15 protein-coding genes are annotated in these 15,953 nt (G+C 71.0%); 11 read left to right on the forward strand and 4 right to left on the reverse strand.

Going from position 1 to position 15,953, the window contains the following annotated elements; translation table 11 throughout:
* The first annotated feature begins 1 nt into the window (after position 1).
* The 8 genes from RC2_RS15315 to RC2_RS15350 all read left to right on the forward strand — a co-directional run bounded on the left by RC2_RS15315 (position 2) and on the right by RC2_RS15350 (position 6,991).
* Positions 2–235, forward strand: a complete 234-nt coding sequence (locus tag RC2_RS15315) for an acyl-CoA carboxylase epsilon subunit (protein WP_068148678.1) — start codon at positions 2–4, stop codon at positions 233–235.
* Positions 232–909 carry a Maf family protein gene (locus RC2_RS15320; RefSeq protein ID WP_068148675.1) on the forward strand — a complete coding sequence of 226 codons (678 nt, stop codon included), beginning with the start codon at positions 232–234 and terminating at the stop codon, positions 907–909. Before RC2_RS15315 ends, RC2_RS15320 begins: the two co-directional genes overlap by 4 nt.
* A gap of 44 nt (positions 910–953) precedes the next feature.
* A complete protein-coding gene (locus RC2_RS15325) occupies positions 954–1,841 on the forward strand; it encodes a sulfurtransferase (RefSeq protein ID WP_068148672.1) in 888 nt (295 codons plus the stop codon).
* A complete protein-coding gene (locus tag RC2_RS15330; RefSeq protein WP_245811136.1) occupies positions 1,838–2,257 on the forward strand; it encodes a SufE family protein in 420 nt (139 codons plus the stop codon). The genes RC2_RS15325 and RC2_RS15330 overlap by 4 nt, the downstream gene beginning before the upstream one ends.
* Positions 2,258–2,416: 159 nt before the next feature.
* A complete protein-coding gene (locus tag RC2_RS15335) occupies positions 2,417–3,898 on the forward strand; it encodes a condensation domain-containing protein (protein ID WP_068148670.1) in 1,482 nt (493 codons plus the stop codon).
* 105 nt (positions 3,899–4,003) lie between these two features.
* Positions 4,004–5,797, forward strand: coding sequence for an acetyl/propionyl/methylcrotonyl-CoA carboxylase subunit alpha (locus RC2_RS15340; protein ID WP_068148667.1), 1,794 nt, complete (start codon positions 4,004–4,006; stop codon positions 5,795–5,797).
* Positions 5,798–5,840: 43 nt separating this feature from the next.
* The gene (locus RC2_RS15345) at positions 5,841–6,260 is read left to right on the forward strand and encodes a DUF1707 SHOCT-like domain-containing protein (protein WP_068148664.1); all 420 of its coding nucleotides are present in this window, start codon (positions 5,841–5,843) and stop codon (positions 6,258–6,260) included.
* Positions 6,260–6,991: a haloacid dehalogenase type II gene (locus tag RC2_RS15350; RefSeq protein WP_139277430.1), complete on the forward strand. Its 732-nt coding sequence runs from the start codon at positions 6,260–6,262 to the stop codon at positions 6,989–6,991. The genes RC2_RS15345 and RC2_RS15350 overlap by 1 nt, the downstream gene beginning before the upstream one ends.
* On the opposite strand, the gene RC2_RS15355 is transcribed toward RC2_RS15350, so the two are convergent.
* From RC2_RS15355 to RC2_RS15370, 4 genes are read right to left on the reverse strand one after another with little or no spacing between them, the layout of a single operon-like run.
* Entirely contained in the window at positions 6,973–7,482 is a 510-nt protein-coding gene (locus tag RC2_RS15355; protein WP_169818379.1) for a class I SAM-dependent methyltransferase, read from the reverse strand. The genes RC2_RS15350 and RC2_RS15355 overlap by 19 nt on opposite strands.
* 45 nt (positions 7,483–7,527) lie before the next feature.
* Entirely contained in the window at positions 7,528–7,974 is a 447-nt protein-coding gene (locus RC2_RS15360; protein ID WP_068148656.1) for an Lrp/AsnC family transcriptional regulator, read from the reverse strand.
* A complete protein-coding gene (locus tag RC2_RS15365) occupies positions 7,971–8,681 on the reverse strand; it encodes a CPBP family intramembrane glutamic endopeptidase (RefSeq protein ID WP_068148653.1) in 711 nt (236 codons plus the stop codon). Before RC2_RS15365 ends, RC2_RS15360 begins: the two co-directional genes overlap by 4 nt.
* Positions 8,682–8,706: 25 nt before the next feature.
* The gene (locus tag RC2_RS15370) at positions 8,707–9,873 is read right to left on the reverse strand and encodes an NAD(P)H-binding protein (RefSeq protein ID WP_068148650.1); all 1,167 of its coding nucleotides are present in this window, start codon (positions 9,871–9,873) and stop codon (positions 8,707–8,709) included.
* Between the two features lie 99 nt (positions 9,874–9,972).
* Here RC2_RS15370 and RC2_RS15375 point away from each other — a divergent pair, with 99 nt between their 5' ends.
* Genes RC2_RS15375 through RC2_RS15385 form a run of 3 tightly spaced genes read left to right on the forward strand, consistent with a single transcriptional unit; the run spans position 9,973 to position 15,948 of the window.
* Positions 9,973–10,557, forward strand: a complete 585-nt coding sequence (locus RC2_RS15375; RefSeq protein ID WP_082895519.1) for a hypothetical protein — start codon at positions 9,973–9,975, stop codon at positions 10,555–10,557.
* A gap of 36 nt (positions 10,558–10,593) precedes the next feature.
* Entirely contained in the window at positions 10,594–15,153 is a 4,560-nt protein-coding gene (locus RC2_RS15380; RefSeq protein ID WP_218017971.1) for an ATP-dependent helicase, read from the forward strand.
* Complete coding sequence (locus RC2_RS15385) at positions 15,154–15,948, forward strand: DNA-formamidopyrimidine glycosylase family protein (protein WP_068153553.1); 795 nt, start codon at positions 15,154–15,156, stop codon at positions 15,946–15,948.
* The last annotated feature ends 5 nt before the right edge of the window (positions 15,949–15,953 follow it).

Below are 15,953 nucleotides of genomic sequence, written 5' to 3' on the forward strand. Positions count from 1 at the left end.
CGTGAGCGCAGCGGACGAGACAGCGACGGCCCCCGCCGTTCGGGTCGTGCGGGGCAACCCGTCCGACGAGGAACTGGCCGCGCTGGTGACCGTCCTCGCCGCCGCGTCCTCGACCGAGGCCCCGGCCGAGCCGCCCGTGCTCGACACCTGGGGTCACCCCACTCGCCTGCATCGCGACTTCCGGGCCTTCTCGCCGCTCGCCTTCGGCAGCGGTATCGCGCGACCGCCTCGATGACCACGGCGAGCCCGGCGCCCCCGGTGCGCCTGGTCCTCGCGTCCCGCTCCCCCGCACGTCTGGCCCTGCTTCGCGCCGCCGGCGTCGAGCCGATCGTGCGAGTGTCGGACGTCGACGAGGACGCCGTCGTCCGGTCCCTCGGACCCGGTGTCGCGCACACGTCGGTGGTCACCGAACTCGCCGCGGCCAAGGCCGAGGTGGTCGCCGAGACCGTCGCTGCCGAGCCCGATCTCGCCGTCGGCACCGTCGTGATCGTCGGCTGCGATTCGATGCTCTCGATCGGCGGCAGCCTGGTCGGCAAGCCGCACGACGTCGACACCGCCCGCGACCGATGGTCCGTGATGGCCGGTTCGGCGGGCGAGCTGCTCACCGGACACTGTGTTCTCCGGCTCGACGACGGCCGCATCACCGCGCGAGCGGCCCGGCACTCCGGCACGGTGGTCCGCTTCGGCACACCCGACCCGGACGACCTGGAGGCCTACCTCGCATCCGGCGAACCCCTCGCCGTCGCAGGGGCTTTCACGCTCGACGGCCTGGGCGGATGGTTCGTCGACGGCATCGACGGCGACCCGTCGTCGGTGGTGGGCCTCGGGCTGCCGCTCGTGCGCCGACTGCTCGCCGAGGTGAACGTCACCGTCTCGGCGTTGTGGGCGGGCCGGGGTCTCGCCACCTAGGATCGCGGAAGGCAAGTCCACCCCGATCAGCTCAGGAGACGCACGTGTCCGTCGCGCCCGATCCCCATCCCGCCTTCGCGTCGTTCGCCCACCCCGAACGACTCGTCACGACGCAGTGGCTGTCCGCCAACATCGGCACCCCCGGACTCAAGGTCGTCGAATCCGACGAGGACGTCCTGCTCTACGACGTCGGCCACATTCCCGGTGCGGTGAAGATCGACTGGCACCTCGATCTGAACGATCCCGTCACCCGCGACTACATCGACGGCGAGCAGTTCGCGGCTCTCATGAGCCGCAAGGGCATCTCCCGCGACGACACGATCGTCGTCTACGGCGACAAGAGCAACTGGTGGGCCGCCTACGCGCTGTGGGTGTTCACCCTGTTCGGCCACGAGGACGTGCGCCTGCTCGACGGCGGCCGCGACGCCTGGCTCGCCGAGAACCGTGACACCACCCTCGACGTCCCCGACGTCACGCCCACCGACTACCCCGTCGTCGAGCGTGACGACGCGGCCATCCGCGCGTTCAAGGACGACGTGCTGGCCCACCTCGGGTCCGGCCCGCTGGTCGACGTCCGCTCCCCCGCCGAGTACACCGGCGAGCGGACCCACATGCCCGACTACCCGGACGAGGGCGCCCTGCGCGGCGGCCACATCCCCACTGCCGTCTCCATTCCGTGGGCCAAGGCCGCCGCCCCGGACGGTCGGTTCAAGTCCCGCGCGGAACTCGACGAGGTGTACGCGGACGTGGACAGCGACGCGGAGGTGGTCGCCTACTGCCGCATCGGCGAGCGGTCGAGCCACACCTGGTTCGTCCTGACCCACCTGCTCGGTCACGAGAAGGTGCGGAACTACGACGGCTCGTGGACCGAGTGGGGCAACGCCGTGCGGACGCCGATCGTGCGGGGCGAGGATCCCGGGGCAGCTCCGTGACCGACGTGTTGCCGGCGCCGCTCGCCGAGATCGTCGACGATTTCAAGGCCGTCGAGGGGCAGGACAAGATCACCTTGCTGCTCGAGTTCAGCACGGACCTGCCGGCATTGCCGGCCGGGCTCGAGCAGGCCGCGATGGAACCGGTACCGGAGTGCCAGTCCCCGCTCTTCCTGTCGGTGGATGCCGAGGATCGGTCCGCGGTGCGACTGTTCTTCAGCGCGCCGCCCGAGGCGCCGACCACGCGCGGGTTCGCCTCGATCCTCGCGCAGGGCCTGGACGGGCTGCCGGCCGACGAGATCCTGGCGGTGCCGGACGACTTCTACACCGAGCTGGGGCTGGCCGACGCGGTGAGCCCGCTTCGCCTGCGCGGCATGTCGGCCATGCTGTCCCGCGTCAAACGGCACCTGCGCGGCTAGACCGAGGGCCCGGCCTTCGTCCTGACAACGGCGGGTCGGCCGGTACACTGGGCGCGATTCGGCGTCGCCCGCCGACCATCCCCGGCGGGCCGCGCACAGCCCTCCGGTCTCGCTCCCACCCCGATCGAGACCGACGCACCGGAAGGACGGTCGACACCCGTGGAGTTCACCGAGCTGGTCGACTATCCGGTTCCCGCCGGCACGATCACCGAGTGGATTCCCAGTGTCGGCCCCCACGCGTCGACCCCGGAGAACGCCGGCTGGTGTCGCGACGACAGGCCGACCTCCTTCGTGCACGAGGCGCATCTGCGTCGGACGCTCGCCCACCCGTCGGCGGGCAGGGAGTCCTGGCTCGGGACGGCGTTCGACATCGCGGGGCCGCTGGACGTCGATGCGTTCCGTGCGGCGGTGCTCGCGTGGATCGACCGGCACGAGCCGATGCGCACCAACGCCACCGTCGATCCTCGCACCGGTGAACTCTCGCGCGTGACCGCGCCGGTGGGAGCCACCGACATCTGGGTCATCCGCCAGGACGAGTGCTCTCGCGGAGACGAGGTGTACGAGCATCTGCAGCACCTCTTCGACGAGTACACCTCCCCGCTGGCCTGGCCGTCCTACGCCTTCGCGACCGTGGAACCGTCGGGCACGGACCGTGCCGAGCACTTCACCGTGTTCTTCGCCGCCGACCACTCGATCATCGACGGCCTGTCGATCGTGCTCATCGCACACGAGCTGACCCGCCTCTACAACGAGCAGGTCTCGGGCGCACCCGCCGGACTGTTCCCCACGGCGAGCTATCTCGACTTCGGCGTCGCCGAGCGGGAGCGATGCGGGGACCCCGGCGCCGTCGCCACGGCCGCCGCCGAGTGGAGCGATTTCCTGGCGGAGGAGGACGGCCTGTTCCCGGCCTTCCCCGTCGCCATCGGAGATCGGCCGTCCCAGCGAGTCGTGCAGAGCGGCCTCTCGGCCTGGATCATGGACGTCGACGAGGCCGAGGCCTTCACCGTCGCCTGTCGTCGCGCCGGGCCGGGGTTCCTGGCGGGATTGACGGCGGCGATGGCCGCAGCGGCCCACGCGACCTCCGGGGCGGAGCGGTTCCGCACGGTCACCCCCATGCACACCCGTCACGATCCCTCGTGGGCTGCCTCGCTCGGGTGGTTCGTCGGGCTGGGACCGGTCGACGTCGAGGTCGCGGCGGGCGACTCGTTCGCCGACCTCGTGCAGCGCGCCGGAACCGAGCTGACCCGCACCCGCGCGATCTCGCGGGTGCCGATGGACGTGGTCGGCCGCGCGGCGGGCATCGACACCGAACCGCGCTTCGTCGTCTCGTTCATGGACGTGCGGTTCGCGCCCGACGCCGAGACGTGGCCCGACGTTCGAGCCCGCGCGTTGCGGAGCCGCAAGTACGACCACGACGTCTACCTGTGGTTCCACCGGACCCCGCAAGGGGTCAACGTCGCGGCTCGATTCCCCGGCACCGAGCAGGCCACGGCCGCCGTGCATCGCTACCTCGCGGCCCTTCGCGCCGCGCTCGCGCGGGTGGTGCGCGACGGCTCGTTCGTGGTCGACGCGTACCTGTCACAGGATCCCGAGACGGACACGTCACAGGGTCACTGCGTCGGAGAAATGTCGCACACCTAGACTTCGATACAAGGACGTCCATTCGACGTGGCGCCCGCGTTCGCTCGGGTGCGTACGTCCACGTCCGGACGCGTCCGTGACCCTTCGACAATCACAGGAGGCTTCGTGCCCAGCCATGCCACGTCTCGTATCAGCAAGGTTCTCGTCGCCAACCGCGGTGAGATTGCCGTTCGAGTGATCCGAGCTGCGGCCGACGCCGGCTACACCTCCGTCGCGGTGTACGCGGACCCCGACGCCGACGCCCCCTTCGTCCGCTTGGCGGACGAGGCGTTCGCGCTCGGTGGCCAGACCTCCGCCGAGTCCTACCTCGACATCGCCAAGATCGTCGACGCGGCGACCAAGTCCGGTGCCGATGCGGTGCACCCCGGCTACGGCTTCCTCTCCGAGAACGCGGACTTCGCGCAGGCCGTGATCGACGCCGGGCTCATCTGGATCGGGCCGTCTCCGCAGTCCATCCGCGATCTGGGCGACAAGGTCACCGCCCGCCACATCGCCGCCCGCGCCAAGGCGCCGTCGGTCCCCGGCACCTCGGAGCCGGTGAAGGACGCCGACGAGATCCTCGCGTTCGCCGACGAGCACGGCCTGCCGATCGCCATCAAGGCCGCCTTCGGCGGCGGTGGCCGCGGCATGAAGGTCGCCCGCACCCGCGAGGAGATCCCGGAGCTGTTCGACTCCGCCACCCGCGAGGCCGTGGCCGCGTTCGGTCGCGGTGAGTGCTTCGTCGAGCGCTACCTCGACAAGCCCCGCCACGTCGAGGCACAGGTCATCGCGGACCAGCACGGCAATGTCGTCGTCGCCGGCACGCGCGACTGCTCGCTGCAGCGTCGGTTCCAGAAGCTCGTCGAGGAGGCCCCCGCGCCCTTCCTCACCGACGAGCAGCGTGAGGCGATCCACAGCTCGGCCAAGGCCATCTGCCGCGAGGCCGGCTACTACGGCGCCGGCACGGTGGAGTACCTGGTGGGCCAGGACGGCCTGGTCTCCTTCCTCGAGGTCAACACCCGTCTGCAGGTCGAACACCCCGTCACGGAGGAGACCTCCGGCATCGACCTGGTTCTGCAGCAGTTCCGCATCGCCAACGGTGACGAGCTCTCCATCTCCGAGGATCCGACCCCGCGCGGGCACTCGTTCGAGTTCCGCATCAACGGCGAGGACGCCGGCCGCGGCTTCCTCCCCGCCCCCGGCCCCGTGACGACGTTCGTCGCCCCGGAGGGTCCCGGCGTGCGCGTCGACTCCGGTGTGGAGTCGGGCTCGGTCATCGGCGGTCAGTTCGACTCCATGCTGGCCAAGCTCATCGTCACCGGCGCCACGCGTGAGGAAGCGCTGGCCCGCTCCCGCCGCGCCCTCGCCGAGTTCACCGTGGAGGGCCTGGCGACGGTGATCCCGTTCCACCGCGCCGTCGTCTCCGACCCGGCCTTCATCGGCACCGAGGACGGCTTCGACGTGCACACCCGGTGGATCGAGACGGAGTGGAACAACACCGTCGAGCCCTTCACCGCCGGCGCCCCGATCGAGGAGGGCGACGACGGTCCCCGCCAGAACGTGGTGGTCGAGGTCGGTGGACGTCGCCTGGAGGTCTCGTTGCCGGGAACGTTCTCCATCGGCACCGGCGGCGCTCCCTCCGGCGGTGCGATGCGCCGTAAGCCGACGCCGCGCAAGCGTGGCGGCGGCGGCGCGGGTGCCGCCTCCGGTGACGCCGTCACCGCCCCCATGCAGGGCACCGTCGTCAAGGTCGCGGTGACCGAGGGCCAGCAGGTCGCCGCGGGCGATCTCATCGCCGTCCTCGAAGCCATGAAGATGGAGAACCCGGTCAACGCCCACAAGGACGGCGTGGTGACCGGGCTGTCGGTCGAGCCCGGCGCGGCCATCACCCAGGGCACGGTGCTCGCCGAACTGAAGTGACGCGCTCCCCGCGGTATCGGGGCGCGCGGTCTAGGCTCGCGGCATGGCCGACAGTCCTGACGTGCGCATCGGTACCGCGGAGCGTGAACGCGCGTTCTCGCTGCTCGGGGAACATTTCGCGGCCGGGCGCCTGACGCCCGGCGAGTTCGACGAGCGGTCGGCGGCGGCCGGTCGCGCCGTGACCCGGGGTGAGCTGGTCCCGCTGTTCGCCGATCTGCCCGGCGCGGGAGCCGACCTGGTGCACTCGTCCGCGGCGGACGAATCGTCCACGGCCGCGGCGGGCGAGAAGTCCACACCGGCCGCCGTCTCGGACCCCGGCGCCGGCCGTGACTGGCGACGCGCCGTCATGGCTCTGGTGCCGATCGCCGCGCTGGTGCTGTTCTTCGTGACCGGCACCTGGCTGTGGTTCCTCGCGATCCCGGCGGCGGGTGCGATTCTCTTCGCGGGCCGGGACGACCGTTGATCGACGTCCGCGTCGCGCTGTTCGACGTCTTCGGCACCGTGGTGGACTGGCGAACCGGCATCGCGGACGCCGTGCGGACCTGGTCCGCCGTTCACGCGCCGACGCGGTCCGACCTCGATCCCGGCGACGTGGCGGACCGATGGCGTGCGCGGTATCAGCCGTCGATGCAGCCGATTCGCAACGGGTCGCGAGGATTCACCACGCTCGACGTCCTGCACCGGGAGAGCCTGGTGGATCTGCTGACCGAGCTCGAGATCGACGCGGACGACGAGGCCGTCGACGCCCTCAACGCGGCGTGGCACGCGCTGCCGCCGTGGCCGGATTCGGTCGCGGGACTCACGGCGATCCGAGAGTTGATGCCCGTGGCTCCGCTGTCCAACGGCAACGTCTCGCTGCTGCTGGACATGGCCCGGAACGCCGGGTTGCCGTGGGACACGATCCTGGGCGCGCAGGTGGTCCGGGCGTACAAGCCGACGCCGGAGAGCTATCTGCGGACCGCCGAACTGCTCGATCTCGAGCCGGAACGGTGCCTGATGGTCGCGGCGCACAACGACGATCTCGCGGCGGCGCAGGCCTGCGGCCTCCGCACGGCGTTCGTGCGCCGCCCTCTCGAACACGGGCCCGGCGGCGCGGATCCCGGGCCGACGGGCGACTGGGACGTCGTGGTCCGGGACCTCGTCGAGCTCGGAGCCGTGCTGGCTCGAACAGGTGCTCAGACGCGCCGTTCGTAGACGCCGACCTCACCGCCGAGCTCGTACGCGCCGATTCCCGCGAAGGAGGCGAGGACGCGCTCGTGGTTCCAGTCCTCGTCGACGTGGATCTCGTGCGGGTTGCCCTCGATCTCGTGCTGGGGGTAGTGCACGATCGGGATGGACAGGTAGACGGCCTTGCGCGCCGCCGCGGTGCAGCGCTCCCACAGCGTGAGGGCGTCCGCCTCCGTCATGTGCTCGGCGACGTCACCGATGATCACCACGTCCGCGTCCGGCAGGTCGACCTTGCGTGCGTCGCCCACGACGATCTCGTCGTAGTACTCGTGCAGGCGGTAGGTGTCGACGTAGGGCTGCCAGATCTCGATGCCCGTCAGCCGATCGACGTGCGGCCCGGCGAGGAGCTTGGCGTACGTGCCCACGCCCGGTCCGATGTCGAGCACGGACACCGGCCCTTCCTCGGCCAGCGCGAACACGCGGTCACGGGTCCAGGACTTACCTTCGGTCGAACTCATCGGCATGGGGGCTGTATGCCCCCGGCGCCTGCCCCGTAACCCGTCTCATTCGTCGTAGAACGTCTGCAGCACGATGGTGCTGCGTGTGTTCACCCCGGCGGTGGTGCGGATACGCTGCAGCAGGTGTTCGAGGTCCCGCGGTGACCCCACCCGGACCAACAGGACGTAGCTGTCCTCGCCTGCCACGGAATGACAGGCGCGGACTCCGTCCAGGTCGCGCAACCGCGCCGGGGCGTCGTCGGGCGCCGTGGGGTCGAGCGGCGTGATCGCCACGAACGCCGTCAGCGGCGCCCCCAACACCTCGTGGTCGACGCGCGCGGTGTACCCGAGCACGACGCCCGACGACTCGAGTCGTCGCACCCGCGCCTGCACCGCGGACACCGACAGGCCCGCCTTCTCGGCGAGGTGGGCGAGCGTGGCACGCCCGTCTCGGACCAGTTCCGCGACGATCACCGTGTCGACGGCGTCCAGCGACGTCCCGGGTGCGTTCATGCGAACAGCGGGGGCATGGCGAACACCATGACCGTCGACCACGAGACGTGGGTCAGGATGGGCGCGAGGATGCCGCCCGACGCTCGCCGTTCGAGCCCGAGCACGAAGCCGAGTGTGATGGCGGCGAACCCGAGCATCGGGTTGCCCGTCGCCAGGGTGGCGATGGTGTAGACGATCGTCGAGATCAGCACCGGGCGTCCCCGGCCGATCGCGGCGAACAGCGCGCCGCGGAAGAAGATCTCCTCGGCCAGGCCGTTGAACAACGTGATGAACACGATCAGGGCGAACGGTCCGACGCGCGCGTGATCGAGGACGTTCGCGGTGAAGTCCCGCAGGGGCGGGATCTCCCGGACGATCAGTGCGCCCAGGACGAAGACCGCGCCTGCCGCCAGTCCGATCGCGATGGGGGTCAGGATGGGCCGACGCAGATGGCCGCGGAACGGGATCCGTCCGAGGTGCAGCGGCCCGGACAGGAACCCGCCGACGATCCACACCAGGGCGAGCGCGATCGTCAGCGTGTAGAACAGCGGGTCGCCCGGCTTTACCGACAGCGAGATTCCGAGGAGCGTCGCCCCCACCACCAGCACGATGCCGACGACGATGCGACGGCGCAGGAACGCACGATCGGTCTCGGTGTGGTCGCGGTCGACCTTGTCGACCAGGGCGGATCGGACGACGCTCTCCATTCGGGTCTGCCAGGACACCATGGACAAACCTCACCGTCCTTTCGGGTCAGCGGTGCAGGAGGGACCGTACCCGTGCGGAGACGGTGCCAACCACGCTCGCGGCCACGTCGAGGTTGGTCCGCACCACCGGCGCGATCGGCCACGAGTAGAGGACGGCACCGGCGCCGAGCGCCTCGACCAGCTTCCACCCGTCCTCGCCGAGAAGCTCGGCGCCGTAGCGACGAATGGTCCGGACGTCGCCGCCGGTCCACTCGGCGTCGGAATCGGCCAGCCGCAGCGCATCGGGATTCCGGCTCACCGATCGCGGGTGACCCGCACCCAGAAGACTGCGGCGCATCGCGTCGTCGACGCCGGTGAGTCCGCCGTCCGGATCGGGAACGTAGCGCTCGATGCGCTTCTCCGACGCCGTCATCGAGTTGACCAACGACTGGACCAGGTCGTCGGCGAGCAGTCCCGGAACGGGGATCAGGCGACCGATGACGAACCCCGCCAGGGCGGTGGGCACCGGCGGCGTCGGAACACCGAGCCGGTGGAGCCGCGCCGCGCGCACGTACGCGAAGACGAGGTCGCGGTACGGCAGCACCTCGGGACCGGCGATGTCGTACGCCCCGGCCGGCACCGACTCGTCGGCCGTCGCCCGCAGGTAGTACACGACGTCGTCGACGGCGATGGGCTGCACGGGCTTGTTCAGCCACGTCGGCAGCGGGAGGACCGGCAGACGGTCCGCGAGGTAGCGCATCATCTCGAACGACGTCGAGCCGGCACCGATCACGATGGCGGCGCGCAGCCACACCACCTCGATGCCGTCGACCTGCAACGCCTCCCCGACCTCGGCCCGGCTGGCGAGGTGCTCGGACAGCTCCTCGCCCTCGGGTACGAATCCGCCCAGGTAGACGATGCGACCGATGCCGGCGTCGCGTGCCGCCTCCGCGAAGTGCCGGGCCGAGTCGAGGTCCGTGCGGCGGTACCCGGACTCGCCGATGGCATGGACCAGGTAGTAGGCGACGTCGACGGAGGACTCGCCGAGTGCGTCCCGGCAGGAGTCGGCGTCGGTGACGTCGAGTCGAACGGCGTCGACCGTGTCGTACCAGTCGAACGAGCGCAGGCGTTCCGGTGTCCGCGATCCCACCACGACGTCGACGCCGTCTGCGACCAGGGAGGCGACGAGCCGAGAACCGATGTAGCCGCTGGCGCCGGTGACGAAGACCTTCATGGAACCGAGATTACGGACGTCGCGCGCCAGGGCTCGATCCTGTGACCCCCCTCACGCGTCCTCGCCGATCCCGGGGACGGGAGGTGACATAGTTGGGCGATGGCGTCGGACCGAGAAGTCGAGGTACAGACCGTGCGACTGCCGGTGCCGTCCGTGGGCACCGCGGTCGCGCTGATGCGGGCGACGGTGTCCTGGTCGGTGGACACCGTGGTGCTCGTCGCCGCCCTGCCCTCGCGGATCGACGACTTGTTCTCCCGCGTCGATGCCCTGATCGCGTCCATCGAGGAGATCACCGCGCGCGCCGGCGGCGTGATCGAGGCGGCCGCGCGCACCACCGACGACGCGGCGGAGGTGATCGTCGGGGCCGGTGACGCGTCGGAGCGCGCGCGGACCATGATCGCCGACATCCAGCCGATCGCGGACCGGGGCATCCCGCTCGGGCGACGGTTCGTGGACAACTTCTCCGAGCACGAGCTCGACGCGTCCATCCGCATGGTCGACCATCTCCCCGAGCTCATGGAGCGGATGGAGGCGATCATGCCCATCCTGGCCACCATGGACACCGTCGCGCCGGAGATCCACCAGCTGCTCGAGGTGACCAAGGACGTGCGCAAGGCCGTCATCGGCATCCCCGGGTTCAAGTTCTTTCGCAACCGCGGCGAGGAGAAGCTCGAGGACATCTGACGCCGCCGTGTCGGTGGGTCGGTGCACTATGGACCGGTGAGCACTCCCCCGTCCGACGAGGTTCTGGCCCGGTTCTCCGCGCCCACCCGCGCGTGGTTCGAGGGTGCGTTCCCCGCACCCACCGGAGCCCAGCTCGGCGCGTGGGACTCCATCTCGAGCGGGGCCCACACGCTGGTCGTGGCCCCCACGGGGTCGGGCAAGACCCTCTCGGCGTTCCTGTGGGCGCTCGATCGGCTGGTCCAGCGCGATGCCGCCGCCGACGACTCCGTGCGCGGAACGCGCGTGCTGTACGTCTCGCCGCTCAAGGCGCTGGCCGTCGACGTCGAGCGGAACCTGCGCTCTCCCCTGGTCGGGATCACGCAGACCGCCAAGCTGCAGGGGGTCGCACCGCCCGAGATTTCCGTGGGCGTTCGCTCGGGTGACACCAGCCCCGCCGATCGGCGCGCCATGCTCAAGACGCCGCCGGACATCCTCATCACCACGCCGGAGTCGCTGTTCCTCATGCTGACGTCGGCCGCCCGGGAGACGTTGCAGACGGTCGACACCGTCATCGTCGACGAGGTGCACGCCGTGGCCGGGACCAAGCGCGGCGCCCATCTCGCCCTCTCGCTCGAGCGGCTCGACGCCGCGTTGGAGCGTCCCGCGCAGCGCATCGGACTCTCGGCCACCGTGCGTCCCCACGAAGAGGTCGGACGGTTCCTCACCGGCAGCGCACCCATCCGCATCGTGGCTCCCGCGTCCCCCAAGACCTTCGACCTCTCCGTGCGGGTGCCGGTGGAGGACATGACCGAGCTCGGCACGTCCGAACCGCAGGAGGGCTCCGCCTCGGCGGCGCCGCAGCAGGGGTCGATCTGGCCGCACGTCGAGGCGCAGATCGTCGACCTCGTGCTCGAGCACCGGTCGTCGATCGTGTTCGCCAACTCCCGGCGCCTGTCGGAACGGCTCACCGCCCGCCTCAACGAGGTATACGCCGAACGGCTCGGCGAGGGGGTGCCCACGGACCACGCGCCGCCGTCGCAGATCGGATCCTCCGGCGAGGTGGTCCACGGATCGGAACCCCTGCTCGCGCGGGCCCATCACGGCAGCGTCAGCAAGGATCAGCGCGCCCTGATCGAGGACGACCTGAAGTCCGGCCGCCTCAAGTGCGTCGTGGCCACCAGCAGCCTCGAGCTCGGCATCGACATGGGTGCAGTCGATCTCGTGGTCCAGGTGGAGGCGCCGCCGTCGGTGGCCAGCGGCCTGCAGCGGGTGGGCCGCGCGGGGCACCAGGTCGGCGAGATCTCCCGCGGTGTGCTCTTCCCGAAGCACCGCACCGATCTCATCCACTGCGCCGTCACGGTCCAGCGGATGACCGAGGGTCACATCGAGGCCCTGCAGGTACCGGCCAATCCGCTCGACATCCTCGCCCAGCAGACGGTCGCCGCGTGTGCTCTCGAACCGATCGACGCCGACGAGTGGTTCGACACCGTGCGTCGCACCGGGAACTTCGCGACGCTGCCGCGGTCCGCGTTCGAGTCGACCCTGGATCTGCTGTCCGGGCGGTACCCCTCGGACGAGTTCGCCGAGCTCCGCCCACGCCTGGTGTGGGATCGCGACGGCGGCTCGCTCACCGGCCGGCCCGGTGCCCAGCGGTTGGCCGTCACCTCCGGTGGCGCCATCCCCGACCGCGGACTCTTCGGCGTCTTCATGGTCGGGGAGAAGGCCAGCCGAGTGGGCGAACTCGACGAGGAAATGGTCTACGAGTCGCGGGTGGGCGACGTGTTCGCCCTGGGCGCCACCAGCTGGCGCATCGAGGAGATCACGCACGACCGCGTTCTGGTCAGCCCCGCGTACGGCCAACCCGGCCGACTGCCGTTCTGGCACGGGGACGGGCTGGGGCGTCCGGCCGAGCTCGGCGAGGCCCTCGGCGGCTTCCTCCGGTCCGCGACGGACGACGACGCGATGCGCGAGAGGTTGTCCGCCGGCGGTCTGGACGCCAACGCGGTCACCAACCTGCTGGCGCTGCTCGCCGAACAGCGTACGGCCACCGGCCATCTCCCGACCGACCGCACTCTCGTGGTGGAGAGATTCCGCGACGAACTCGGTGACTGGCGGCTGGTCCTGCACTCGCCCTACGGCCAGCAGGTGCACGCACCGTGGGCATTGGCCGTCGGCGCGCGGTTGATCGAGCGGTTCGGCATCGACTCCCAGCCGACGGCGTCCGACGACGGCATCATCGTGCGGCTGCCCGACACCGAGGACGAGCCGCCCGGCGCCGACCTGTTCGTGTTCGAGCGCGACGAGATCGCCGACATCGTCACCGAGCAGGTGGGCGGGTCCGCGCTCTTCGCCTCCCGGTTCCGCGAATGTGCCGCGCGCGCACTGCTTCTGCCGCGTCGTAATCCGGGCAAGCGGGCGCCGCTGTGGCAGCAGCGGCAGCGCGCCGCCCAGCTGCTGGACGTCGCGCGGAAGTACCCGACGTTCCCGATCCTGCTCGAGACGGTCCGCGAGTGCCTGCAGGACGTCTACGACCTGCCGTCCCTCGAGGCGCTGAGCACCCGCATCGCCCGGCGCCAGATCCGCGTCCTGACGGTCGACACCGACACGCCGTCGCCGTTCGCCACGTCGCTGCTGTTCTCGTACGTCGGCCAGTTCATGTACGAGGGCGACTCGCCGCTGGCCGAACGCCGTGCTGCCGCACTGTCTCTCGATGCCTCGCTGCTCGCCGAGCTGCTCGGGCGGGTGGAGCTGCGCGACCTGCTCGACGCCGCCGTGGTCGCGGACACCGAGACCGAGCTGCAACGGCTCGCGCCGGACCGGAAGGCCCGCGACAAGGAGGGCGTGGCCGACCTGCTGCGCCTGCTCGGCCCGCTTACCACGGCCGAACTCGAGGCACGATGCGAGACCCCGGAGGCCGCGGCCGGCTGGGTGGCGGACCTGGTCTCGGACCGGCGCGCCCTCGAGGTGTCCTTCGCCGGGTCCTCGTGGTGGGTGGCCATCGAGGACGCGAGCAGGCTGCGCGACGCCCTCGGCGTCCCGCTCCCGATCGGCGTTCCGGACGCGTTCATCGAACCCGTCGAGGATCCGATGGGCGATCTGGTGAGCCGGTACGCCCGCACCCACGGCCCCTTCTCGGTGGCCGACGTCGCCGGCCGGTTCGGCGTGGGTTCCGCGGTGGCGCGTGACGTCCTGCTGCGCCTCGCCGCGGCGAAACGTGTGGTGGAGGGCGAATTCCGGCCCGGCGGGTCGGGCAGCGAATGGTGCGACGCCGAGGTGCTCCGACGTCTGCGACGGCGTTCCCTCGCCGCGGCCCGTCAGGACGTGGAGCCCGTACCCACGCACGTCCTGGGCCGGTTCCTGCCGCGCTGGCAGCACGTCGGCGGAACCCTGCGCGGACTCGACGGCGTGGTCACCGTGATCGATCAGCTCGCCGGCGTTCCGATCCCGGCGTCGGCGTGGGAGTCGCTGATCCTGCCGCAGCGCGTGCGGGACTACTCGCCGGCGATGCTCGACGAGCTCACCGCCACCGGTGAGGTGGTGTGGTCAGGCCACGGGTCCATCTCGTCGAAGGACGGGTGGGTGTGCCTGCACCCGGCCGACGCCGCTCCGGTGACCCTCCCCCTCCCCCGCGACGACGAGCTCAGCGACCTCCAACACGCCGTCCTGCAGGCCCTGTCGGGCGGCGGCGCGTTCTTCTTCCGCCAGCTCTCCGACACCGTGGGAACGGTGCTGCGCGAACGCGCGGTCGACCCGCCGGACGACACGACGCTCGCCGCCGCGCTGTGGGACCTCGTGTGGACCGGACACCTGACCAACGACACGTTCGCGCCGCTGCGGTCACTGCTGCACGGCACCACGCGGTCCGCGCCGAGTCACCGGCCGGCTCGTCGCTCCCCCCGCTCCCGCTCCTACCAGCGCTACGCACGGCCCACCCTGCCCACCCGCACCGGTCCGCCCACCGTCGGCGGTCGGTGGGCTCTGGTGCCGGAGGTCGACACGGACCCCACCGTGCGCGCCCACGCGACGGCGGAGATCCTGCTCGAGCGCTACGGCGTCGTCACGCGGGGGTCGGTGATGGACGAGGGCATTCCCGGCGGCTTCGGGGGGGTGTACAAGGTGCTCACCGGGTTCGAGGATTCGGGGCGCGCGCGGCGGGGGTACTTCGTCGACTCCCTCGGCGGCGCCCAGTTCTCCACCTCCGACGTGGTGGATCGCCTGCGCAGCGAGTCCGAGCGCAGCCTCGGTGCCGTCGCGTTGGCGGCCACGGACCCGGCCAACCCCTACGGCGCGGCCCTCCCGTGGCCCAAGAGCGAGATCGAGGGCGCGTCCGGCCACCGCCCGGGACGCAAGGCGGGCGCCCTCGTGGTGCTGGTGGACGGCCACCTGGTGCTCTTCGTCGAACGGGGCGGCAAGTCGATTCTGACGTTCACCGCCGACCGCGACGCACTGTCGGCGGCCGGTGCGGCGCTCGGGTCCCTGGTGACCACGAGGTCGGTGGACCGCCTGCTGGTCGAACGCACCGACGGCGAGGACATCCACGGCACCGTGCTCGCGTCCGTGCTCGCCGAGTCGGGGTTCACGGCCACCCCGCGCGGCCTCCGGATCAGGGTCACCTGAATGCCCGAGGGCGACACCGTCTGGCGCACCGCCAACACCCTGCGCGACGCGCTCGACGGCAAGGTTCTGACCGTCTGCGACGTCCGCGTGCCGAGGTACGCCACCGTCGACTTCTCCGGTCACCGGGTGCAGGCCGTGCACTCGGTGGGCAAACACCTGGCCATCGAAGTCGCGCATCACGTCATCCACTCGCACCTGAAGATGGAGGGCGCCTGGCACGTGTACCGGCCCGGAACCCGCTGGCGTCGCCCCGCGTACCAGGCCCGCATCGTCCTCGCCACGGACGACCGCGTGGCCGTCGGGTTCGAGCTCGGCGTGGTCGAGATCCTGGACACTCTGGACGAGGCCGTGGGCTATCTCGGCCCCGACCTGTTGGGACCGAGCTGGGATGCCGCACTCGCGGTCGCGAACCTGGCCGCGGACCCGGGTCGACCGATCGGACTCGCGTTGTTGGATCAACGCAACCTCGCCGGTCTGGGCAACGTCTATCGCAACGAGATCTGCTTCGTCCGCGGGGTCGACCCCCGCACACCCGTCCGCGAGGTCGATCTCGCGCCGATGGTCGACCTGTCGTACCGCAGCATCGTCGCCAACAAGGATCGGAACGCCCGCACGTTCACCGGGGATCTCCGCGCGGGGCGTCACTTCTGGGTCTACGGCCGAGAGGGCAAACCGTGTCGGCGGTGCGGCACGGCAGTGCAATTCGGTCTGCTCGGCGACGACCCCACCGAGGAGCGGCAGATCTACTGGTGCCCGCGCTGTCAACCGCCGGTGGGGGTCACCGCGGCGCAGTAGCCTGT

This window comes from Rhodococcoides corynebacterioides NBRC 14404, from assembly GCF_001894765.1.
In the GTDB taxonomy this organism is placed as follows: Bacteria; Actinomycetota; Actinomycetes; order Mycobacteriales; family Mycobacteriaceae; genus Rhodococcoides; species Rhodococcoides corynebacterioides.

Bases quoted from the DNA above. Each gene is read 5' to 3' on its own strand.
- RC2_RS15320 (WP_068148675.1), top strand. From the start codon at position 232: ATGACCACGGCGAGCCCGGCGCCCCCGGTGCGCCTGGTCCTCGCGTCC.
- RC2_RS15345 (WP_068148664.1), top strand. From the start codon at position 5,841: ATGGCCGACAGTCCTGACGTGCGCATCGGTACCGCGGAGCGTGAACGC.
- RC2_RS15355 (WP_169818379.1), bottom strand. From the start codon at position 7,482: ATGAGTTCGACCGAAGGTAAGTCCTGGACCCGTGACCGCGTGTTCGCG.
- RC2_RS15360 (WP_068148656.1), bottom strand. From the start codon at position 7,974: ATGAACGCACCCGGGACGTCGCTGGACGCCGTCGACACGGTGATCGTC.
- RC2_RS15365 (WP_068148653.1), bottom strand. From the start codon at position 8,681: ATGGTGTCCTGGCAGACCCGAATGGAGAGCGTCGTCCGATCCGCCCTG.
- RC2_RS15370 (WP_068148650.1), bottom strand. From the start codon at position 9,873: ATGAAGGTCTTCGTCACCGGCGCCAGCGGCTACATCGGTTCTCGGCTC.
- RC2_RS15375 (WP_082895519.1), top strand. From the start codon at position 9,973: ATGGCGTCGGACCGAGAAGTCGAGGTACAGACCGTGCGACTGCCGGTG.
- RC2_RS15385 (WP_068153553.1), top strand. From the start codon at position 15,154: ATGCCCGAGGGCGACACCGTCTGGCGCACCGCCAACACCCTGCGCGAC.